Origin of the sequence: Pseudomonas hefeiensis (assembly GCF_030687835.1) — a bacterium.
GTDB classification, from domain to species: domain Bacteria; phylum Pseudomonadota; class Gammaproteobacteria; order Pseudomonadales; family Pseudomonadaceae; genus Aquipseudomonas; species Aquipseudomonas hefeiensis.
Window position 1 is genome coordinate 5,865,072 of record NZ_CP117449.1, and the last position, 22,744, is coordinate 5,887,815.

Below are 22,744 nucleotides of genomic sequence, written 5' to 3' on the forward strand. Positions count from 1 at the left end.
AAGCCCGCTCCCACAGGTTCGGCGCAGTCCTTGTGGGAGCGGGCTTGCTCGCGAAGGCTGCACCTCAGTTTCAGGGCAACCGCAAAACCACCTCCACCCCACCCTCGACATTGCCAATACTGAATTCCCCGGCATGCAACTGCACCACTTCCTCCACGAAGTTGAGCCCCAAACCGGTGCTCTTGCGGCCGCTGTCCGGTCGCGGCAGGGAGTAGAAGCGTTCGCTCAGGCGCGCCAGGGCGTAGTCGGGAATCGGTTCGGCCTGGTTGAACAGCCGAATCTCGACGCGGTTGCCAACACGCTCGGCACTCAGGCGCAACAACCCGTTGACGGGGGTGAAGTCCAGGGCGTTCTCCAGCAAATTGCCCAAGGCCTGACGCAACAGAAACGGCTCCCCCGTCAGCGCCAGGTCGACGGCAATGTGCCGCTCGATCCGCAACTGCCGGCTTTCGATCCAACCACCGCGGGCTTCCAGCAGTTCATCCATCAATGTCGCCAGCGGCACCTCGACCTCTTCTTCCAACCCTTGTCGCTGCTCGACCTGGGCCAGGTTGAGCAAACGCTCGATCAACTGCTGCATGCGCACGCTTTCGTTGTCGATGTTGCTTACGAAACGCTGGCGCTGGGCACTCGGCATGTCGCTCTGGAGCAGCTCGGCGGCGCCACGGATCGCCGCCAGCGGGCTCTTGAGCTCGTGAGTCAGGGTGTGCACGTACCGCTCGACGTAAGCCTTGCCTTCCAGTTGGGTGCGCATGTGTTCCACCGCGCCCGCCAGTTGCTCGAACTCGCCGCCGCGATAATGCGGCACCTCCACCCGTTGTCCCTGGCTGACGGCCTCGGCATAAACGGTCAAGCGCCGCAGCGCCGCGCTCAGCCACCATGAGAGCACGGCGCCCAACAGCAGCCCCAGGCCGATCAACCCGGCACCGTAAGCCAACAGGCGCCGCTCGGTGCGGTCGACATAGGGCTGCAGCGAGCTGTTGGGCTTGGCCACAGTGACCACGCCGATAATCCGGCCGTTGTCGCGAATCGGCGCGCCAACGTGCATCACCGATGACGTCGGATCATCGGCAACGCTGCGGGTCGAGCGCGCCCCGTATTCTCCGCGCAGGGTCAGGTAGACGTCGTTCCAGCGCGAATAATCCTGGCCCACCGCCGCACCGCTGGAGTCGAGCACCACGATGCCCTTGGCGTCCGTGACGTAGATACGATGGTTGACCTGGTTCTTTGGCAAACCCCAGATCGATGCCGCCGGCTGGCGCTCACCGTAAGCCTTGAGCAGTTGCGGCCAGCGGTTCTGGTTGAGGGTGCCGGCCTTGAAATCGTCCCGCAGGATCTCGGCCATCAGGTTGGCGGTGTCCACCAGGGTTTCTTCGGTGGACTGGCGCACGCCGGGGCGTATTTCTTCCATCACCGTGTTGAGGACGAAATACCCGGTCAAACCGATGAACAGCACATACACCAGGAAAATCCGGATACCCAGCGACATCAGCTATGCCCCGGGCTGTAGCTGTAACCCAGGCCACGGTGAGTCTGGATCGGTTCAGCCTCGGCCCTGACCAGGCGCAATTTAGCGCGCACGCTCTTGATGTGGCTGTCGATGCTGCGCTCGTAGCCGGCATCACTGGCCACTCCCAGGGCGTCGAGCAGTTGTTCGCGGCTGAACACACGCTCGGGTTGCTCCAGCAGACAGTTCAACAGGCGAAATTCGTGGCGGGTGAGGTTCAGCGGTTTGCCGCGATAGTTGATCTGCACCCGGTCGGTGTCGACCTGAAATAGCCCGGCGCCCAGATCGGTGGACGGTCGCGGCGCGACCCGCTTGAGGATCGCGCGGACCCTTGCCGCCACTTCCCGAGGGCTGAACGGTTTGACCACATAATCGTCGGCCCCGATCTCCAGCCCTACCACCCGGTCGATCTCAGCATCCCGGGCTGTAAGAAAGATGACCGGAACGTCGCTGAAACGTCTGAGATTTTTGCACGTCTCGAATCCGCTGATATCCGGCAGGCCCACGTCGAGGATGATCAGGTCCGCCGGGGTGTGTTTCTGATGCTCAAGCGCGGCCGCGCCGAGGCTCAGCCAGGTGGTGCCGAAACCCTCCCCTTGCAGGGCAAACACCAGCGTATCGGCAATGGCGGCTTCGTCTTCGACAATCAGAATGTGAGGCATGGCGTCGGCGCCCGACAGTAAAGTTGCCGGAACGGTGCCCCAACCCTGGGGGCACGTCAATCAGGGAAATCAGCAGTCGGGCTTGTCCGCGGTGTAGCGTCGGGCCGGGTTCACCGCCGCGTCGAACTTGCGCAGGGCCTTGGCGCCAATCAGCAGCGGGTAGTTAAAGCTGCTGCGGTCCGTCAGGTTGACCTCAACGGTGCGCTTGACATCACCCAGGCACATTTCAAGCTCCACCACCGGACGTTTGCTGGGGGCAGCCGATTCGTCGTCTTCGTCTTCCTCCGAACGGGTCTTGATCTTGCTAATGCGTGCGACCTTGTGTTCATAGATCTTGTTGCTCGCGTCTTTGGTCGCCAGGCGGAACCGCACCCAGTCCTCGCCGTCGCGGGTAAAGGTTTCGATGTCCTTGGCCGACAGCGAGGCCGTCAGGGCGCCGGTGTCCATCTTGGCCTTGAGCACTTCACCGCCGATTTCCGGCAGCGCGATGTATTCGTAGCGCCCGTACAGGGTCGGCTCGGCGGCCAGCACTGGAAGGGCCACCAGGGAAAGCAGGGCGAGAAGGGATTTCACGTAATGGACTTCCTTTGTAAGGGTGGGCAGCGGGATTTTAGACCGTGGGCGGTGAATTCGTTCGGTTGGCGTCAAGAACATCTCTGCCGGGGAAAGCGGGTCTGTGGGAGCAAAGCTTGCTCGCGATACAGGCACCACGGTTCCAGAGAAATGGCGTTACCTTCATCGCGAGCAAGCTTTGCTCCCACAGATCACTTCGCTCGCCACAGGTTGCTCGTTTCACCTCGATTTGGCCTGCCGCCCGAAGCTGCTTATCATGGCCCGCCCACCTGTTTGCAAGAGTCATGTATGCGCCGCCTGCTCACCGGCTGTTTCGTCACCCTGCTGCTGTTACTCAACACCCTGGTGCTGTTCGGACCATTGATGGTGTTCGCACTGCTCAAACTGGTCCTGCCCGGGCGCCTTCGCGACTACGCCTCGTGGGCAGTGATGTGGATCGCCGAGACCTGGGCCGAAATCGACAAACTGATCTTCGCCCTGTGCATCCCCACCCGCTGGGACATACGCGGCGGCGGCGACTTGCGTCGCGACACCTCCTATCTGGTCATCAGCAATCACCAGTCCTGGGTCGACATCCCGGCGCTGATCCAGGTTCTTAACCGACGCACGCCGTTCTTCAAGTTCTTCCTCAAGAAAGAGCTGATCTGGGTACCGTTCCTGGGCCTGGCCTGGTGGGCGCTGGATTACCCGTTCATGAAGCGCTACACCAAGGCCTTTCTGGCAAAAAACCCGGAGCTGGCCGGCAAGGACCTGGAAATCACCCGCCAGGCCTGCGAGCTGTTCAAGCGCCAACCGGTCACTGTGGTGAATTACCTCGAAGGCACACGCTTCACCGCCGCCAAGCGCCAACAGCAACAGTCACCCTTCACCCACCTGCTCAAACCCAAGGCCGGTGGTGTGGCATTCGTGCTGGCGGCGCTGGGCGAGCAACTGGACGCGGTGCTGGATGTGACGGTGGTGTACCCCCAGGAACGGACTCCGGGGTTCTGGGATTTGATCAGCGGTGCGGTGCCGAAGGTCATTATCGACATCCAGACCCGCGAGCTGGACCCGGCGCTGTGGCAGGGCGATTACGAAAACGACCCGGTGTTTCGCGAGCATGTCCAGAACTGGGTCAACCAGCTCTGGATCGAAAAAGATCAGCGCATCGCCGCCTTGCGCAGCGAGCGCGGCTGATCAGATACCGGCCCCCCAGATTCCACCCAGGTTCTGCAGCAGCGAACTGGCCACGCCCTGCTGGCCGAGGTATTCAAGGATCACCGGAGCAAACTGGCCGATCATGCCGCTGTCCATACCCAGCGCGCTGAAGGCGTTGTTCAGGTCGTGGGTGTCCTTGACGTTACCCAGCAGACCGTCGAGCAAGGCGTTTTTGTCCGACCCGCCACCGAGCAAACCGCCCAGGCCACCCAAGCCATTCAGCCCACCGATGGCGTTGTTGCCAGCGATCTGGTCCAGGCCCGGCACACTTTTGCTCAATTCGGAAAACTGCGGCTCACTGAGTCGATTCTTCGCCAGCCCCAGCATCGCACCGGCTCCGCCAATGGCCTGTTCCGGGGTGATCTTGAGCTCCGAGCCCAGGGTATTGAGCAACCCGGCAGCTTGCGGCGCAGCTGCCACCGCGCCCTCCCCCTGTTGATCGCCCTGCATCGCCGCCACCGCATTGGCCGCATCACTGAGGCTGAACTGCGCGAAGGCCGGGCTGCTTGCCAGCGCAAGCAGGCAAGACAGTGCAAAACCGCGTGAAACCTTCATCCGGGACGTCCTCTTGAGCATGAAAAAACCGCTCATAAGGAGCGGCGTAAAGCGTGCGTTGGACTGGGGTCCAGGGGGATTGTTCCCTGCTGCCCTGCTCCTGGCGATTGCGTTGCGCGATGGTTGCGACGTGCTGGACGTGATCGGCCGCCGGTTGCAAGCACAAGCCATAGCATGATCGCGGCGCCAGTCATCCGACTATCAACGCGCCAGCCATTATTTCCTCTCGGTCTTGCCGACTGTCAACTCTGACAGTAGGCAACGGTTTGCACGGACCCTAAGCTCCAACTGTGTCAACGAAAACAAAGCGATGGGCAAATCAGGGACCCCTGTGGCTTATTCATTTCGGTGAGGCAGGACAATAAAAATGAACGACCGGATCACAGGAACCGTTAAGTGGTTCAACGATGCAAAAGGCTATGGGTTCATTACGTGTGGCGCAGGAGGCGATGAACTGTTCGTTCATTATTCAGCGATAGCAGGCGAGGGTTATAAAACCCTGAAAGAACGGCAACTCGTTTCCTTTGAAGTAGAGAAAGGCCCCAATGGCATGCAGGCCACGAGGGTGACAACGGAATAGGCAAGGCACCGATCCCTCCCGGTAATGACCTCATCTGAACTGAAAAGTGGAACGTAAAAAAAGGGCGACTTCACGTCGCCCTCCTCACCTTTGCCAAGCGCTTACGCCGCACTGAACATCTTGTGCGGATCGATCACAAACTTCTTCGGTACGCCTGCATCGAACTCGCCGTAGCCTTTAGGCGCGTCGTCCAGGCTGATGACCTGTACACCGACGATTTCGGCGATGTTGATGCGATCCCACATGATCGCCTGCATCAGTTGACGGTTGTACTTCATCACCGGGGTCTGGCCGGTGTGGAAGCTGTGGGACTTGGCCCAGCCCAGGCCGAAGCGGATGCTCAGGCTGCCCATTTTTGCCGCGGCATCGACCGCGCCCGGGTCTTCGGTGACGTAGAGGCCGGGGATGCCGATCTTGCCGGCCACGCGAACTACGCCCATCAAGGAGTTGAGCACGGTGGCCGGGGCTTCGTGCTTGACGCCGTCATGGCCGTGGCCGCGGGCTTCGAAGCCTACCGCATCGACAGCACAGTCGACTTCAGGCTCGCCCAGCAGCGCAGCGATCTGTTCGTGCAACGGGGTGTCGGTGGACAGGTCGGCGATTTCGAAGCCCTGGGCCTTGGCGTGAGCCAGGCGGACCGGGTTGACGTCGCCAATGATCACCACCGCCGCGCCCAACAGGCGAGCGGAAGCAGCCGCAGCCAAGCCAACCGGGCCGGCACCGGCGATGTAGACAGTGCTGCCAGGGCCAACACCCGCGGTGACGGCGCCGTGGTAGCCGGTCGGCAGAATGTCGGACAGGCAGGTCAGGTCGCGGATTTTCTCCATGGCCCGGTCGCGATCCGGCAGTTTCAGCAGGTTGAAGTCAGCGTATGGCACCATCGCGTACTCGGCCTGGCCGCCGGTCCAGTCGCCCATGTCGACATAACCGTAGGCACCGCCCGGACGCGCCGGGTTAACGCTCAGGCAAACGCCGGTGTGCATTTCCTTGCAGGAACGGCAGCGCCCGCAAGCCACGTTGAACGGAACGGACACCAGGTCGCCGATTTGCAGGTTCTCGACGTCGCTGCCCTTTTCGATCACTTCGCCGGTGATTTCATGACCCAGGACCAGCCCGGTCTGGGCAGTTGTGCGACCGCGCACCATGTGTTGGTCGGAGCCACAGATGTTGGTGGATACCACGCGCAGGATGACACCGTGCTCAATCTTCCTGCCACGCGGGTCCTGCATTTTTGGATAGTCGATTTTCTGTACTTCGACCTTGCCGTTGCCGAGATACACGACACCACGATTACCAGACATGCTTTCACCTCGCTGTTGTTTTTGTGGAACTGCGTTGCCCAGGCAGGCAGCGCGTTGATTGCTCGGGTAGTGCTTGTGTCTTGTTTCTTTGTTGTCTGTAAGGGCCTCATCGCGAGCAGGCTCGCTCCCACAGGGTTTTGAGTTGTACATAGAACCCAGTCATGCCCCAGATCCACTGTGGGAGCGAGCCTGCTCGCGATGGCGATCTAAAGAACAACGGTTCGGTTGGCATTGAGAAACACCCGCCGCTCAATGTGATACCCCACCGCCCGGGCCAGCGTCAGCCCTTCGATGTCCCGGCCCTTGGCGATCAGGTCTTCGGGATAGTGGCTGTGGTCCACCACTTCCACGCCTTGGGCGATGATCGGGCCTTCGTCCAGGTCGTTGTTGATGTAGTGCGCCGTGGCGCCGACCAGTTTCACGCCTTTGTTGTAGGCCTGGTGATACGGCTTGGCACCCTTGAAGCCCGGCAACAGCGAGTGATGGATATTGATCGCCTTGCCGTCGAGTTTGCGGCACAGCTCCGGCGACAGCACTTGCATGTAACGGGCGAGAATCACCAGCTCGGCGCCGGTGTCTTCGATCACCTGCCACACCTGTCGCTCCTGGGACGGTTTGTCGTTCGGGTCCAGGGGGAAATGGTAGTAGGGAATCTGGTGCCAGTCGGCCAGCGGCTTGAGGTCCGGGTGGTTGGACACCACCGCCACGACGTCCATGGACAGCTGGCCGATACGCTGACGGTAGAGCAAGTCGTTGAGGCAGTGATCGGCCTTGGAGACCATGATCACCACTTTGGGCCGGTAGTTGGGCGCAGTCAGTTCGAAGACCATGCCAAAAGCTTCGGCACGCTCGGCCAAGCCGGCGCGAAAGTGCTGTTCGTCAAAGCCATCCGGTTGGCGAAACTCCACACGAATGAAAAAACGCCCCGACAGCCGGTCGTCGAAGGAATGGTGCTCGGTGACGTAGCAGCCCTGCTCGAACAGAAAGCGCGTCACCGCGTCCACCGTGCCGAGCACGCTAGGGCAGTCGGCAGTCAAGATCCATGTGTCTGGGGCGCGGCTCATTGCGGTGACTCCTGTGGCGAGGGGATTTATCCCCGTCGGGCTGCGAAGCAGCCCCAAAAAGCTTGATGTGATCGGCCTGACGTACTGAGGTGGCAGGTTTGGGGTCTGCTGTGCAGCCCAACGGGGATAAATCCCCTCGCCACAAAAGGACAGCGTCCAACCTTAGTCAGGCCTGCACGCTCAAGCCATACTCAGCCGCTGCATCCTGCAACCACAGCCACCAGTAATCGGAGAAGCTGCGGCGAATCAGCAGTTCCCAAGTGTCTTCACCGGTATGGCGGATCACCAGTTGCGACTTGGCGAACACTGTGCCCACGGCCTTGCCTACCGGGAAGTTGTTTGGGTGTACATCGTAGCTGGTGGATTTCATCAGCACGTCGCGCACGTTCGGACCGGACAGCTCGAGGATCTGCTGGCCGCCGCTGACGTTGACGATCTGGATGTGCAGATCGCCCAGGGCTTGGCGCAGGTTTTTCTCGGCGGCAAATTCTTCGCCGCTTGGCACCACCAGCAGCCACTCGTCCGGGCCGAGCCATTGCAGGCTGGTTTCGCCCTTGATGATGACGGTCAGCGCACCCGGTAGTTCCAGGCCAAGAGCCTTGTGCACGCCAGCGGCGAACGCGGGATCATGACCATCGCCACGAAGGGTCAGGTGGCCCAGGAGTTTTTTCTCGCGCACGGTCACGCCGGCGTTCTTGCGACCCTTGCCCACCATGCTGGCGAGGTCGGCATGGTGCAGCGATGACTCGGCTTTGGCCCCGGTGGTTGGGCGTTGTTGGTACACGTTGACTGCGGTCATATGGAGCACCTGTCTTGAATTCTGCTTTGACCTGCCGATGCGTGGGGCTGTGGGAGCAAGGCTTGCCCGCGATCAACGATAACGCAGTCTAACGGCTACCGTGTCGCCTGCATCGCGAGCAAGCTTTGCTTCCACATGCCCCCACCACAGGGCTTAAGATTTAAATGTTCTGCCGATCCCCCTTCGGATCGAAGAACACCGAAGAAACAATCTCTGCCTCGATCACGCTGCCGTCGGCCAGGGGCGCGAACACTCGCTCGCCCATCCGCTTGAGGCCGCCCTTGACCACACCCATGGCAAATGAATAACCCAGGGAGTTGTGGGCGTAGCTGGAGGTCACGTGACCGACCATGGACATCGGGATCGCCTGCTTGGTGTTGAACACCAGTTGCGCGCCTTCCGGCAGCCAGACATTCGGGTCGATCGGCTTGAGGCCCACCAGTTGCTTGCGGTCCTCACGCACACAGTCTTCGCGATTCATGCCACGCCAGCCGATCCACGAGAACGGCTTGGTCCGGCCTACGCACCAGCCCATGTTCAGGTCGTCCGGGGTCATCGAGCTGTCGGTGTCCTGACCGACGATGATGAAGCCCTTCTCGGCCCGCAATACGTGCATGGTTTCGGTGCCATACGGGGTCAGGTTGTACTTCTTGCCCGCCTCGACGATCTGCTCGAGCACGCCCATGGCGTAGTCGGCCTGCACGTTGACTTCGTACGACAGTTCACCGGTGAACGAGATACGGAACACCCGCGCCGGTACACCACCGACCAGGCCTTCTTTCCAGGTCATGAACGGGAAAGCGTCCTTGTCCAGGTCGATGTCGGTGACTTCGCTCAGCAGCTTGCGGCTGTTGGGGCCCGACAGGGTCATGGTCGCCCAGTGGTCGGTGACCGAAGTGAAGTACACCTTCAGGTCCGGCCATTCGGTCTGGTGATAGATCTCCAGCCATTGCAGCACGCGCGCCGCGCCGCCAGTGGTGGTGGTCATCACGAAGTGGTTGTCCGCCAGACAGGCCGTCACGCCGTCGTCGAAGACCATGCCGTCTTCCTTGCACATCAGGCCGTAGCGGGCCTTGCCCACGTCGAGCTTGGTCCAGGCGTTGGTGTAGATGCGGTTAAGGAACTCGCGGGTATCCGGGCCCTGGATATCGATCTTGCCCAGGGTCGAGGCATCCAGCAGGCCGACGCTGTCGCGCACGGCTTTGCATTCGCGCTTGACCGCAGCGTGCATGTCTTCGCCGTTTTTGGGGAAGTACCAAGGGCGCTTCCACTGGCCGACGTCTTCGAATTCAGCGCCGTTTTTCACATGCCAGGCATGCAGCGCGGTGAAGCGCACCGGCTCGAAGATGTGCCCGCAGTGCCTGCCGGCTATCGCGCCGAAGGTCACCGGCGTGTAGTTCGGCCGGAACATGGTGGTGCCCATCTGCGGGATGCTCACGTTCAGCGAACGGGCCGCGATGGCCAGGCCGTTGACGTTGCCCAGCTTGCCTTGGTCAGTACCGAAACCCAGTGCAGTGTAGCGCTTGACGTGTTCGACCGACTCGAAGCCTTCGCGGGTAGCGAGTTCGATAGCGGCGGCGGTCACGTCGTTCTGCAGGTCGACGAATTGCTTCGGCGCCCGTGCGGTGGTTTTTTCATGCGGCACCTGGAACAGCGCCAGGGTCGGTTCTTCCTGGCGGCTCAGGGCTTTGGGCAACACACCCTCCACCGCTTTGAAACCGGCTTCGCTGGCCGCGCGCACGCCACCTTCGAAACCATCGGCCAAGGTGTCGCCCAGGCTGTAGACGCCATTCACGCCGCCGACGCACACGCGTTTCTGCGGTGCTTCGCCCGGTACGAAACCGAGGATGTCTTCACGCCAGATCGGCTTGCCGCCCAGGTGCGAAGCCAGGTGGACCACCGGGCTGTAGCCGCCGGAGCTGGCCACCAGGTCGCAGTCCAGCCATTCGCCGGGACTGGTGACTTTGTGCGCCTTGACGTCAATGGCGGCGATGCGGGCCCCGGTGACGCGCTTGCTGCCACGGGCCTCGATCACGGCGCTGCCGGTGAGGATGCGGATGCCTTTGGCACGCGCCTCTTCCACCAGCGCACCACGCGGGTTGCTGCGAGCGTCGGCGATGGCCACCACTTGCAGGCTGGCGTCGAGCCAGTCCAGAGCCACGCGATAGGCGTGATCGTTGTTGGTGCTCAACACCAGTTTTTTGCCCGGCGCCACGCCGTAGCGACGCACGTAGGTGGACACCGCGCCGGCCAGCATGTTGCCCGGTACGTCGTTGTTGCCGTAAACCAATGGCCGCTCGCAGGCACCGGTTGCCAGTACCACGCGCTTGGCGCGGACCCGATTGATGCGCTGGCGGACCTGGCCGATTGGCGCACGGTCGCCCAAGTGGTCGGTGAGGCGCTCGTGGATGGTCAGGAAGTTATGGTCGTGGTAACCGTTCACCGTGGCGCGAGGCAACAGCAGCACTTCTGGCATCGAGCGCAGTTCAGCCACCGCCGCAGCGACCCATTCGGTCGCTGGCTTGCCGTCCAGGCTCTCGCGGGAATCGAGCAGGCTGCCGCCGAACTCTTCCTGCTCGTCGGCCAGGATCACCCGCGCACCGCTGCGGGCCGCGGCCAATGCGGCGGCCAGGCCAGCAGGGCCGGCGCCGACAATCAGCACGTCGCAATGACGGTTCATGTAGTCGTAGGTGTCCGGATCGTTCTCGGTCGGCGAGCGACCCAGGCCCGCGGCCTTGCGGATGTACTTCTCGTAGGTCATCCAGAACGATTGCGGGTACATGAAGGTTTTGTAGTAGAAACCCGGCGGCATCAGCTTGCCGCCGACCTTGCCGAGAATTCCCATCATGTCGTTGTTCACGTTCGGCCAGCCGTTGGTGCTGGTGGCGACCAACCCTTGATACAGCGCCTGTTGCGTGGCGCGCACGTTAGGGATTTGCGTGGCTTCGGTGGCGCCGATCTGCAATACCGCGTTCGGCTCTTCGGCACCGGCGGCAAAGATGCCACGCGGACGGGAATACTTGAAGCTGCGGCCGATGATGTCAACGCCGTTGGCCAGCAGTGCAGCGGCCAGGGAATCGCCCTCGAAGCCTTTATAGGTCTGACCGTTGAAGGTGAAGCTCAGCACTTTGTTGCGGTCGATCCGTCCGCCGTTGGACAGGCGATTGATCTGGCTCATACCTTCTCTCCCAGAGCCTGCGCAGCCGCTTTCGGACTCTCAGCCTTGTCGGTGAATTGCGGCTTTTGGCCGATCTTGTAGGTTTCCAGGATCTCGTAGGTCACGGTGTCACGCGTCACGTTGAAATACTGACGGCAACCGGCGACGTGGTCCCACAGCTCATGGTGCAACCCACGCGGGTTGTCGCGGAAGAACATGTAGTCGCCCCACTGCTCGTCGGTGCAGGCATTCGGATCCAGCGGACGCGGGATGTGCGCCTGGCCGGATGCATGGAATTCCTCTTCGGAGCGCAGTTCGCCGCAGTGAGGACAGAAGATGTGCAACATAGGGATTTCTCCTGTTAGTGGGCGACGGCAGCAGCGCCGTGTTCGTCGATCAGGGCGCCGTTGTGGAAACGGTCGATGGAAAACGGCGCGGCCAGCGGGTGCATTTCACCCTTGGCCAGGCTTGCAGCGAAAACGTTGCCCGAGCCCGGGGTGGCCTTGAAGCCGCCAGTGCCCCAACCGCAGTTGAAGAACATGTTCGGCACCGGGGTCTTGGAGATGATCGGGCAGGCGTCCGGCGTGGTGTCGACGATGCCGCCCCACTGGCGGTTCATCCGCACCCGCGAGAGCACCGGGAACATCTCGACGATGGCCTGAACCGTGTGTTCGATCACCGGGTACGAGCCACGCTGGCCGTAGCCGTTGTAGCCGTCGATACCGGCACCGATCACCAGGTCGCCCTTGTCGGACTGGCTGATGTAGCCGTGCACGGCGTTGGACATGATGACGCTGTCGATAATCGGCTTGATCGGCTCCGACACCAGCGCTTGCAGCGGGTGGGATTCGATCGGCAGGCGAAAGCCCGCGAGCTTGGCCATGTGCCCGGAGTTACCGGCCGTCACCACGCCGACGCGCTTGGCGCCGATGAAGCCTTTGTTGGTTTCCACGCCGATGCAGACACCGTTTTCCTTGCGGAAACCGATCACTTCGGTCTGCTGGATCAGGTCCACACCCAAGGCATCGGCCGCCCGGGCAAAGCCCCAGGCCACGGCATCGTGACGGGCCACGCCGCCGCGACGCTGGACGGTGGCGCCCATCACCGGGTAGCGGGTGTTTTTCGAGCAGTCCAGGTACGGAATCTCGTCAGCCACTTGCTTGGCATTGAGCAGCTCGCCGTCCACACCGTTGAGGCGGTTGGCGCTGACACGGCGCTCGGAGTCACGAATGTCCTGCAGGGTGTGGCACAGGTTGTAGACGCCGCGCTGGGAAAACATCACGTTGTAGTTCAGGTCCTGGGACAGGCCTTCCCAGAGTTTCATCGCATGTTCGTACAGGTGGGCCGATTCGTCCCACAGGTAGTTGGAGCGCACGATGGTGGTGTTGCGCGCGGTGTTACCGCCGCCCAGCCAACCCTTCTCGACCACCGCCACGTTGGTGATGCCGTGTTCCTTGGCCAGGTAGTACGCCGTAGCCAGACCATGCCCGCCACCGCCGACGATGACCACGTCGTAAACCTTTTTCGGGGTCGGCGTGCGCCACATCCGCTGCCAGTTTTCATGATGGCTGAGAGAGTGTTTGAAGAGGCCGAAGCCCGAATAGCGTTGCATAGTCATTACTCCAAAACCGACTCAGCGATAAACCGGGAAGTCCGCGCACAGGGCCGCCACTTGCTGGGCAACATTGGCCTCGACATCGGCGTCGCCGAGGTTGTCGAGGATGTCGCAGATCCAGCCGGCCAGCGTCACGCACTGGGTGACTTTGAAGCCACGGGTGGTCACCGCCGGGGTGCCGATGCGCAGGCCCGAGGTCACGAACGGCGATTGCGGGTCGTTCGGCACGGCATTCTTGTTGACGGTGATGTGGGCGCGGCCCAGGGCGGCGTCGGCGTCCTTGCCGGTCAGGCCCTGACGGATCAGGCTGACCAGGAACAAGTGGTTATCGGTGCCGCCGGACACTACATCGTAGCCGCGCTTGATGAACACGCCAGCCATGGCCTGGGCGTTGTCGATCACTTGCTGCTGGTAGACCTTGAAGCCTGGCTCCGCCGCTTCCTTGAAGCACACCGCCTTGCCGGCGATGACGTGCATCAGCGGGCCGCCCTGGGCACCGGGGAATACGGCAGCGTTGAGCTTTTTCTCGATCTCTTCGTTGGCCTTGGCCAGGATCAGGCCGCCACGCGGACCGCGCAGGGTTTTGTGGGTGGTGGTGGTGACCACGTCGGCGTAAGGCAGCGGGTTTGGATACAGACCGGCGGCGACCAGACCGGCGACGTGGGCCATGTCGACGAACAACAGAGCTCCGACCTTATCGGCGATCTGGCGGAAACGTGGGAAATCCAGGGTCTTGGAGTAAGCCGAGAAGCCGGCGACGATCATCTTCGGTTTGTGCTCGACCGCTAGGCGCTCGACTTCGTCGTAGTCGATCAGGCCGGTGGTGGTGTCGATGCCGTACTGAACCGCGTTGTAGAGTTTGCCCGAGGACGACACCTTGGCACCGTGGGTCAGGTGACCGCCGTGGGCCAGGCTCATGCCCAGGATGGTATCGCCGGCCTGCAACAAGGCCAGGTACACCGCACTGTTGGCCGAAGACCCGGAGTGCGGCTGGACGTTGGCGTAATCGGCACCGAACAACTGCTTGGCGCGTTCGATAGCCAGGGCTTCGACTTTGTCGACATGCTCGCAGCCGCCGTAGTAACGCTTGCCCGGATAGCCTTCGGCGTACTTGTTGGTCAGGCCGCTGCCCTGGGCTTGCATCACACGTTTGCTGGTGTAGTTTTCTGACGCGATCAGCTCGATGTGATCTTCCTGGCGTTGCTCCTCGGCATTCATCGCCGCCAGCAGTGCATCGTCGTAACCCTGGATCTGGTCTTGCTTGCTGAACATCGCGTCTCTCCCAGCGGCGGCGGTGCGCCTTTCGTCTCGGTGAGGCACTGACCACCGTTCGGTCGTGCCCTTTGGAAGCGATGGTATGGCCGGCGCAGGCAGGTCAAATGCCTATGGACGCCACGCAAAGGTGCGTTTACGACATGCGTTCAAAGAGTCTGAGTCAAGGCCTGCGGGATACCCCTGTGGGAGTGAGGTCTATGGGATAGCACTGGGATGACCCTGTGGGAGCAAGGCTTGCCCGCGATGAAAGCGACGCGGTCTCCCATGGACCGAGGTGCCTGGATCGCGAGCAAGCTTTGCTCCCACAGGGTTATCCCTCAGGCTTTGCTCTCACAGGGCTATCCCACAGGCCTTGCTCCTCCCACAGCGCTATCCAACAGGCTTTGCTCCCACAGGGCTAGGCGGCGATCTGACGAACTGTGAGCAAAATCAAAAAGTGCGCGGGATACAGCGCGTAAGCCCAACGCCGCATTGCTGGCGGATGAATGCCGCCCGCCTGTCGCAAAAGCATCAGCCCAAGCCATGGCGCAAACAGACACGCCAGCAACCCGCCGATCGCCACCGCATCCCCCAGCCAGGCCGCGCCATACAGCACCCGCCACTGGTTGGCCGCCAGGCACACCAATCCTGGCAGCAACGCGAAATACCAGGGCCGGCGAAACACCAGCAACATCGCCAGCGGCAGCAGGACGCCGAAAAAACCGAACATCAGCCGCGACGAAAACAGCGCCGCCAGCAGCAACGCTCCCGCCGCCAGCAAACGCGCTTCCAGCGTATGGGTTTGCCAGCTACGCGCCACCAGCAACCCGAGGGTCAGGGTCGGCAGCACGTTCAAGGTAGCCGGCACAGGAATAAATAACCGGTAAGGAATTTCGCTCACTGAGCTGAACAGCAACAGCCAGCCCAGGTAACGCCACGGGCTCGCACTGGCCCCGTGGCGCGCCAGGTTCGCCGCCATCGCCAGGCAGAACCAGGGAAACGCCAGGCGCCCCGGCACATACAGCCAATCGGCGGAGTAACCGACATATCGCAGATGATCGAGCACCATCGTCAATAGTGCCAGCCACTTGAGCAGATCCAGGGCTCCGTCACGCCGGCTCACGTGTACAGCCGCCCTAGGGTTTTGTGAGTTTCTGACAGAAACATCCAGTGTGTTCCCCCGCTAATCTTGGGTAAAGTGCGCACCACTATCGACCACCGCGTGCCGGACTCAAAGCACGCCGGACCACGGAGTTCTCCATCCGGGAACTCTGTCAGGGATCTCTTACCCAGGACTCTCTATTTCAGGAGCAAGGCCATGACCGACAAGAGTCAACAATTCGCCAGCGACAACTATTCCGGCATTTGCCCCGAAGCCTGGGCGGCCATGGAAGAAGCCAATCAGGGTCATCAGCGCGCCTACGGCGATGATGAATGGACCCACCGCGCGGCGGATGATTTCCGTGCCTTGTTCGAAACCGACTGCGAAGTATTCTTCGCGTTCAACGGCACGGCGGCCAACTCCCTGGCGCTGTCCTCGCTGTGCCAGAGTTACCACAGCGTGATCTGTTCGGAAACCGCCCACGTCGAAACCGACGAATGCGGCGCGCCAGAGTTCTTTTCCAACGGTTCCAAGCTGCTGGTAGCGCGCACTGAAAATGGCAAGCTGACCCCGGACTCGATCCGTGAGATCGCCCTCAAGCGCCAGGACATCCACTACCCCAAGCCTCGCGTTGTGACCCTGACCCAAGCCACGGAAGTCGGCAGCGTCTATACCCCGGAAGAAATCCGTGCCATCAGCGCCACCTGCAAGGAACTGGGGCTGAACCTGCACATGGACGGCGCACGCTTCTCCAACGCCTGCGCCTTCCTCGGCTGCTCACCAGCAGACCTGACCTGGAAGGCCGGCGTGGATGTGTTGTGCTTTGGCGGGACAAAGAACGGCATGGCGGTGGGGGAAGCGATCCTGTTCTTCAACCACGACCTGGCAGAAGACTTCGACTATCGCTGCAAACAGGCCGGGCAACTGGCCTCGAAGATGCGCTTTCTCTCGGCGCCCTGGGTCGGCCTGCTGCAAAACGACGCCTGGCTCAAGCACGCCCGCCACGCCAACCACTGCGCCCAACTGCTGGCGCACCTGGTGAGCGACATTCCCGGCGTGGAACTGATGTTCCCGGTCCAGGCCAACGGCGTATTCCTGCAACTGTCGGAACCGGCCATCGCCGCGCTCACCCACAAGGGCTGGCGCTTCTACACCTTCATCGGCAAGGGCGGCGCACGCTTCATGTGCTCGTGGGACACCGAAGAAGCGCGAGTGCGGGAATTGGCGGCGGATATTCGGGAAGTGATGGCGGGCTAGAAAAGCCGCACCTGGCGCCCCTGTGGTGAAAGGGGCTCACAGTGGTAACAAAGCCTGTGGGAGCAAGGCCTTGCTCCCACAAGAGGTGCTCATCGCTACTTGGATGGGCTGATCAGAACTCGATCCGCACATCCCCCTTCGGCACGCTGCAGCACGACAGGATGTAACCTTCGGCCTCGTCGTCTTCGGTGATGCCACCGTTGTGGTCCATCTCCACTTCCCCGCCCAGCTTCATGACTTTGCAGGTGCCGCAAATGCCCATGCCGCAAGCCTTGGGGATCATCATGCCAAGCTTGGCGGCGGCGGCGTGGACGGTCTCTCCCGGCCCCACGCGAATACTCTTGCCGGAGGCGGTGAACTCCACCAGATGCAGGTCCGCCATATCGACTTCCGGGGCGTCGGCAGCCTGTTCGGCCTGTTCCACCGCGTCGGCGCGGGCTTCCGGAGGCGTGGCGCCAAAGGATTCCTCGTGGTAACGCGTCATGTCGAAGCCAGCGGCTTCCAGCAGACGCTTGACCGCGTTCATGTATGGCGTCGGGCCACAGCAAAACACTTCGCGTTCCAGGAAGTCCGGCGCCATCAACTCCAGCATCTTGTGGTTCAAATAGCCGCGATACCCGGCCCAGGGCTCACCCAGCCCGTGTCTTTCGCAGATCAGGTGCAGGTTGAAGTTATCGATCCGCGACGCCATGTGCTCAAGCTCGCGGTGATAGATGATGTCCTTGGGCGAGCGGGCGCTGTGGATAAACACCATGTCGACGTTGGCATTGGTGTCGTAGTACCAGCGCGCCATGGACATCACCGGCGTGATGCCGACGCCGCCGCTGAGGTAAAGCACCTTCGGGTTCGAGAAGTCGATGGCATTGAACAGGCCAACCGGCCCGTGTACCGCCAGCTCCTGGCCTTCATGCAGGGTGTCGTGCAGCCAGTTGGAAACCTTGCCCCCCGGTACGCGCTTGATGGTTACCGAAAAACTGTAGGGCACCGACGGCGAGCTGGAGATGGTGTAGGACCGCATGATCGGCTGACCTTCGATTTCCAGCTCAAGGGTCACGAACTGCCCCGGCTTGAAAAAGAACAGAATCGGCTGATCAGCCATGAAACAAAAGGTGCGCACATCCCAGGTTTCCTGGATGACTTTGACGCAACGGACAATGTGTCGACCATTGGCCCAGGTCTGGGTGGTTACCGGGTTCAGGAAGCTGTTGGACATGCTGATCTCCACGGCCGACTGTCGGCCTCTTATGAGGCGATTCTGCGTATAGCGCGAACCGCCCATTTACCTATCTGCGACATTCACATGCTTACCGCGACCAGCCCCCAACGACCGGACCTTGCGCGTCGGGAACAGATTGGGCCATGTCGCCCATGGATAAGGTTCGCCCCCTGCGCGGCCCCACACTCGCCCCCAACAGACAAATAATATTTTCTGCCTTGCGTAGCACATTTGATCAGCCACTTTCGCCGGCCACGTAGAGGGCCATGAGGATAAAACGATGGACGTCACCGCAACCCTGAGCCTGGGCGATCCGCTGGAACCCGCACGCAAGGCCACCGCGCAAATGCTGCAGGAACGCGAGCGCACTTTCTCGCTGCCGCAGCCGTTCTACTCCGATGAGCGCCTGTTTGATATCGACATGCAGGAAATCTTCCAGAAGGAGTGGTTGATCGCCGGCATGACCTGCGAAATTCCGACCAAGGGCAACTACCTGACCCTGCAGGTTGGCAAGAACCCGATCATCGTGATTCGCGGCGCCGAGGGCGTGGTGCATGCGTTCCACAACGTCTGCCGTCACCGTGGCTCGCGGCTGTGCACCAGCGAAAAGGGCAAGGTCGCCAAGCTGGTCTGCCATTACCACCAGTGGACCTACGAGCTGGACGGTCGCCTATTGTTCGCCGGCACCGAAATGGGCGCCGATTTCGACATGAACCAGTATGGCTTGAAGCCAGTGAACGTGAAGACCGCCGGTGGCTATATCTTCATCAGCCTGGCGGAGAACCCGCCAGCCATCGACGATTTCCTGTCGACCTTGACCCATTACATGGAACCCTATGACATGGAAAACACCAAGGTGGCGGTGCAGACCACCTTGATGGAAAAGGCCAACTGGAAACTGGTGCTGGAAAACAACCGCGAGTGCTACCACTGCGGCGGCGCGCACCCGGAACTGCTCAAGACCCTGCTGGAATGGGACGACGTCACCGACCCACGGGCCGACCAGGCGTTCAAGGACCATGTCGCGGCTTCCGCCGCAGCCTGGGACGCCGAGAAAATCCCTTACGCCCACGCCAGTTTCGGCCTGCGCAACCGTATCGTGCGCATGCCGCTGCTCAAGGGCACCGTGTCGATGACCATGGACGGCAAGCAGGGCTGCGCCAAATTGATGGGCCGCATCAAGAACCCGGACCTGGGTTCGATGCGTATCCTGCACCTGCCCCACTCGTGGAACCACTGCATGGGCGACCACATCATCGTGTTCACCGTGTGGCCGATCAGCGCCCAGGAAACCATGGTCAGCACCAAGTGGATCGTGCACAAGGACGCGGTTGAAGGCGTGGACTACGATGTGGCGCGCATGCGCCAGGTCTGGGACGCCACCAACGACCAGGACCGTCGCCTGGCCGAAGAAAACCAGCGCGGCATCAACTCCACCGCCTACCAGCCAGGCCCGTACTCCAAGACCTATGAGTTCGGCGTGGTGAACTTCGTGGACTGGTACAGCGAGCGCATGCTCAACAACCTGGGGGCCGAGCCGGCGCCGTACCTCAAGGGTGTTCCGGTTCAGGGCTAAATCAAAAGCTTCGCGAGCAAGCCCGCTCCCACAAGATATCTTTGGTGCACCGAAGATCAAATGTGGGAGCGAGCCTGCTCGCGATAGCGGTCTACCATTCACCCGCTTATTGGGAAGACCAGCGCACCGACCCATCCTCCCCATAAAACGTCTCGACAATCTCCTCCCCCACCAGCCGCACCTTCACATACCCGTTCAACACCCGTTCCGGGTATGCCTCGTCCCCCGCCAGCTGCGTTTCCGACCACAACACCCCGGCACGTCCGTTCAACTCGCTGGTGGTGCCGTAGGGAATCGCCCCGTGCCCGGCACAGCGTGCGTGCAGCCCGCCTTGGGGCGCGTAGCAGATGCCATTGTGCAAATGCCCCCAATACCAGTAGTCCGGCTCACGTCCCAGGGCCTCGCAGACCGGTTGGTAAAGCGCGGTCTTTGTGGTGCCCGGAAATGTCGAAACCCTGATGATGGCTGAGCACCATCAGCTTCTTGCGCTTGGGCAGGCTTTTCATCCAGTCGATTTGTTGCGCGTTGAGAGTGCCGTCCATGTACAGGTTCATCACGTCCGATGCGTAGGCCGTGTCGAGACCGACTATCAACCAATCGTCGTTATACAGGGCAAAGTAGCTGGTGCCCTGCTGCACCGGGAAACGCTTGGCCAGTTCCTTGAAATAGCCGTGGGCACCGCTGTACATCTCGTGGTTGGAATTGAGCGTGAACGAGCCATGCTTGCCCTGGGGCCAGCCGACCATGTCGACGTCTTCCTGGGAATGGGTACCGGCGTAATACACATCACCCAGATGAATAGTGAAGTCGGCCTCGGCCAGTTGCATCTGATTGGCGACAGCCACGGCCGGAGCATGACTGTCAAACGGTCCGGTGCCCCAGTCGCCAGCGATCGCCAACACCACGTCGCTGTCCATTTTTTACCAGCGCCGGGTTGGTCGCGAACGGCGCGTGGTGGCGCAGGTTCTCGATCCACTTGAGCAACGCCTCACTCCACAACAGGTCGAGCAATTCCCATTTGCGGCAACCGAGCAAGGTGCCGTCCTTGAGCACGCGGGTCGGCAGTTCGTCCTCGGTTTGCGGCAAGGCGCTGGCATTGCCGATCTTCAGGATCGAAAGACCGTGGGCCAGCTCCCACGGCACGGCCGGTTCGTCATCCGGCAGGTCGCCGTGATCGATGACGTGCCGGGCCTGGTCGTGGCCGCGCTGGAGCAGCTTGACGATGGCCTCGAACTCTTCGGGCTCCAGGTCGTTGACGAGTTTTTTCCAGGACATCTCCAGCCGCGTGACCAATCCGTGCAGGCGGACCTTGACCTTGTCGAACTCATGTTCCCAATGGTGCAGTAATGACATGTGAACGCTCCTTCGCTGTGCCCTGGGCTACAGGGTTTTCATGAATTCGATCAGGGCCCGCTTGTCGACGTCCGACAACTGCGTGCCATACAGGTGGCCGCCGTTGTGGTTGCCTTCCAGGCGGGTGTCGTATTTGAAATCCGCCGACGCCTTCATCTGCGCGCCGCTGGTGATGAAGCCGACCTTCTCCTGGTCGTAAATGTCGGAACCGGTGTAGAACACCTGCGGGCGCTGCTCAGGCGGCTGCAGCAAATCCCACAGGGTTGGCACCGAGCCGTTATGCAGGTACGGCGCCCTTAGCCAGATGCCGTCGGTGGGCGTGTTGCTGTAGCTCTGGGTCTTGCGGTAGGCGCCGAAATCGAACGGCGGTTTCTTGAAGCCGTGGAACGCCGTCACCAGTCCGACGGTGAAGGAATTCAGGCGATGTGGATCGGTGCCCAACTGGTCGATGTTGGTGGTGACCTGTCCCGTGTCGGCACGGCCGAAGGCGTGGCAAGCGGCGCAGTTCTGCTCCCAGATCGGTTTGCCCTGGGCGACTTTCGCCTGGTCCAGGGCGAACGGCCAGACCGGTGCCTGGTGGCCCAGCAGCCAATTGGTCACCCGGTTGAAACTCGGTGGCAGCACCGATTGCGGCGTCGCGCCCACGGCCATGGCCGCCGCGTAGTTGCGTTCGTGGATCTTGTTGTTATTGCCGTCCCAATGCAGGTACATCGACTCACGGGGTTTCTGGTTCCAGACCTGCGGCAAGTCCACGGTGCCGATGGTGGAGTCATCCGGGAAGCCGAACACCACCATTTTGGTCGGGTTAAAAGTATCGGTCCGCCCCGGGCCTTGGGCCGGGCGCAGCTTCTGCCAGGCGTAGGCCTGCTTCTGCTTGAGCAGGGCACTCTTGGCCATCGGGATGATCAGGTAGCGGTTGTACAGTTTTTCGAAAAAGCCCCAGTTGGAACTTTGCTGTTGATCGCCGCCATGACCGCATCAGGGGTGAATTTCGGGTCGCTGGCACACTCGTAGGCAAACCACTGGAAGGCCTGCAGTTGCAGGGTGTTGGCCGGCGCGGTAGCGACCGGAACCGCTACGTCACTGGCATTGGCCCGGTACGAGCCGGTGTGGCACAGCGCGCAGTTCGGCTCCACGGTGGGATAGCCCAATTGTCGCTTGGCCATGCCGATGGGCAGGTCATTGCCGTTCTCATAGAGAAACCCGAACACCTCGTAACCGCCAGGCTTGGGCAGTTTTTCCGGGCACATCTGCGGCAGCACGGCGAACAGGTAATAAGGAATCCGCGCTTCGATGCCCAGGCCGATGGCGGCGTATTTGTAATGGTCTTCGTCAGAAGCGAAGTCTGGCTGGGGCACCTCTCGTATCATCTGGTACCAAGTCTGGTAGCCGATGAAACCCAGCAGCAATACCACCACCAGCGTGCCGACCTTGAAACCGTGACTGTGCCAGCGCCGCGCCCAGCCGGCGCGCCACTCCCGCCAACCGGCGCAGAGCAAGGCCAATGGACGATGGGCGACCGGGCTGCCCAGGTACAGCAGCACACCCAGAATCAGGAACATGCTCAGGTCACCCATCAACATCGGCACGAACAACTGCCCCTGGTTGTTGGTGTTGATCAGGTAGACCCAGAACACCACCGCCACCAGCCGCGACAACACGCACAGCCACGAATGCACCACGAAACGCGGCGCATTGAACCCCGAAGGCATGTAGAACAGGCTGATCCCCACCAGCAACATTCCAGAGTTTTCCAGCCAGGGATCGGACAGCACGGGCGGCAGGCCGAGCATGGACGTCAGCAACGCCGGCGCGAACAGCGCCGGGATCGCGAAGACCATGTTCATCACAATCCCCACCCAGATGATGCGTTGGAACCAACGGATGTAAGTGTTCATGGCATCCTTTTTCCTTATTCCTGACTCACGAGATGCAGCGCCCAGACAATCGCTTCGCGAGCAGGCTCGCTCCCACAT

At 61.5% G+C, this 22,744-nt stretch carries 17 protein-coding genes and 2 pseudogenes; 4 read left to right on the forward strand and 15 right to left on the reverse strand.

Translation table 11 applies throughout. The features are described 5' to 3' along the window. Positions 1-70: 70 nt before the first annotated feature. From creC to rloA2, 3 genes are all read right to left on the reverse strand, one after another. Positions 71-1,489, reverse strand: coding sequence for a two-component system sensor histidine kinase CreC (creC, locus tag PSH57_RS26520; protein WP_305386359.1), 1,419 nt, complete (start codon positions 1,487-1,489; stop codon positions 71-73). Then, positions 1,489-2,169: a two-component system response regulator CreB gene (gene creB / locus PSH57_RS26525; RefSeq protein ID WP_305386362.1), complete on the reverse strand. Its 681-nt coding sequence runs from the start codon at positions 2,167-2,169 to the stop codon at positions 1,489-1,491. The genes creC and creB overlap by 1 nt, the downstream gene beginning before the upstream one ends. Before the next feature lie 69 nt (positions 2,170-2,238). Next, positions 2,239-2,742, reverse strand: coding sequence for a retropepsin-like aspartic peptidase RloA2 (gene rloA2, locus PSH57_RS26530; RefSeq protein WP_305386365.1), 504 nt, complete (start codon positions 2,740-2,742; stop codon positions 2,239-2,241). Positions 2,743-3,030: 288 nt separating this feature from the next. On the opposite strand from rloA2, the gene PSH57_RS26535 reads away from it, so the two are divergent. Continuing rightward, positions 3,031-3,918 carry an acyltransferase gene (locus PSH57_RS26535; RefSeq protein WP_305386368.1) on the forward strand — a complete coding sequence of 296 codons (888 nt, stop codon included), beginning with the start codon at positions 3,031-3,033 and terminating at the stop codon, positions 3,916-3,918. Here PSH57_RS26535 and PSH57_RS26540 read toward each other — a convergent pair whose 3' ends face one another. Beyond that, a complete protein-coding gene (locus PSH57_RS26540) occupies positions 3,919-4,494 on the reverse strand; it encodes a DUF2780 domain-containing protein (protein ID WP_305386371.1) in 576 nt (191 codons plus the stop codon). Between the two features lie 367 nt (positions 4,495-4,861). On the opposite strand from PSH57_RS26540, the gene PSH57_RS26545 reads away from it, so the two are divergent. After that, positions 4,862-5,074, forward strand: a complete 213-nt coding sequence (locus tag PSH57_RS26545; RefSeq protein ID WP_305386373.1) for a cold-shock protein — start codon at positions 4,862-4,864, stop codon at positions 5,072-5,074. Between the two features lie 101 nt (positions 5,075-5,175). On the opposite strand, the gene fdhA is transcribed toward PSH57_RS26545, so the two are convergent. The 8 genes from fdhA to PSH57_RS26585 form a co-directional block, all read right to left on the reverse strand. Beyond that, positions 5,176-6,375: a formaldehyde dehydrogenase, glutathione-independent gene (fdhA, locus tag PSH57_RS26550; protein WP_305386376.1), complete on the reverse strand. Its 1,200-nt coding sequence runs from the start codon at positions 6,373-6,375 to the stop codon at positions 5,176-5,178. A gap of 206 nt (positions 6,376-6,581) precedes the next feature. After that, the gene (gene purU / locus PSH57_RS26555) at positions 6,582-7,439 is read right to left on the reverse strand and encodes a formyltetrahydrofolate deformylase (protein WP_256231015.1); all 858 of its coding nucleotides are present in this window, start codon (positions 7,437-7,439) and stop codon (positions 6,582-6,584) included. A gap of 166 nt (positions 7,440-7,605) precedes the next feature. Beyond that, positions 7,606-8,238: a sarcosine oxidase subunit gamma gene (locus PSH57_RS26560; RefSeq protein WP_305386379.1), complete on the reverse strand. Its 633-nt coding sequence runs from the start codon at positions 8,236-8,238 to the stop codon at positions 7,606-7,608. A gap of 160 nt (positions 8,239-8,398) precedes the next feature. Further along, positions 8,399-11,416 (reverse strand): sarcosine oxidase subunit alpha, encoded by a 3,018-nt coding sequence (locus tag PSH57_RS26565; protein WP_305386381.1) that lies wholly within the window; start codon positions 11,414-11,416, stop codon positions 8,399-8,401. Then, positions 11,413-11,742, reverse strand: a complete 330-nt coding sequence (locus PSH57_RS26570; protein WP_305386384.1) for a sarcosine oxidase subunit delta — start codon at positions 11,740-11,742, stop codon at positions 11,413-11,415. The genes PSH57_RS26565 and PSH57_RS26570 overlap by 4 nt, the downstream gene beginning before the upstream one ends. A 14-nt stretch (positions 11,743-11,756) precedes the next feature. Next, positions 11,757-13,007 (reverse strand): sarcosine oxidase subunit beta, encoded by a 1,251-nt coding sequence (locus PSH57_RS26575; RefSeq protein WP_003177603.1) that lies wholly within the window; start codon positions 13,005-13,007, stop codon positions 11,757-11,759. A gap of 21 nt (positions 13,008-13,028) precedes the next feature. After that, positions 13,029-14,282 (reverse strand): serine hydroxymethyltransferase, encoded by a 1,254-nt coding sequence (gene glyA, locus PSH57_RS26580; protein WP_123343752.1) that lies wholly within the window; start codon positions 14,280-14,282, stop codon positions 13,029-13,031. 400 nt (positions 14,283-14,682) lie between these two features. Beyond that, complete coding sequence (locus tag PSH57_RS26585) at positions 14,683-15,387, reverse strand: TraX family protein (protein WP_305386386.1); 705 nt, start codon at positions 15,385-15,387, stop codon at positions 14,683-14,685. A 195-nt stretch (positions 15,388-15,582) separates the two neighbouring features. Here PSH57_RS26585 and PSH57_RS26590 point away from each other — a divergent pair, with 195 nt between their 5' ends. Beyond that, positions 15,583-16,623 (forward strand): threonine aldolase family protein, encoded by a 1,041-nt coding sequence (locus tag PSH57_RS26590; protein ID WP_305386389.1) that lies wholly within the window; start codon positions 15,583-15,585, stop codon positions 16,621-16,623. Between the two features lie 112 nt (positions 16,624-16,735). Here the strand turns inward: PSH57_RS26590 and gbcB are convergent, their stop codons facing one another. Next, a complete protein-coding gene (gbcB, locus tag PSH57_RS26595) occupies positions 16,736-17,836 on the reverse strand; it encodes a glycine-betaine demethylase subunit GbcB (RefSeq protein WP_305386392.1) in 1,101 nt (366 codons plus the stop codon). Between the two features lie 283 nt (positions 17,837-18,119). On the opposite strand from gbcB, the gene gbcA reads away from it, so the two are divergent. Next, the gene (gene gbcA / locus PSH57_RS26600; protein ID WP_305386395.1) at positions 18,120-19,415 is read left to right on the forward strand and encodes a glycine-betaine demethylase subunit GbcA; all 1,296 of its coding nucleotides are present in this window, start codon (positions 18,120-18,122) and stop codon (positions 19,413-19,415) included. A gap of 106 nt (positions 19,416-19,521) precedes the next feature. Here the strand turns inward: gbcA and PSH57_RS26605 are convergent. Next, positions 19,522-20,768, reverse strand: a pseudogene (locus PSH57_RS26605) (metallophosphoesterase). Positions 20,769-20,795: 27 nt separating this feature from the next. Further along, positions 20,796-22,666: pseudogene (locus PSH57_RS26610) on the reverse strand (c-type cytochrome). Between the last annotated feature and the right edge of the window lie 78 nt (positions 22,667-22,744).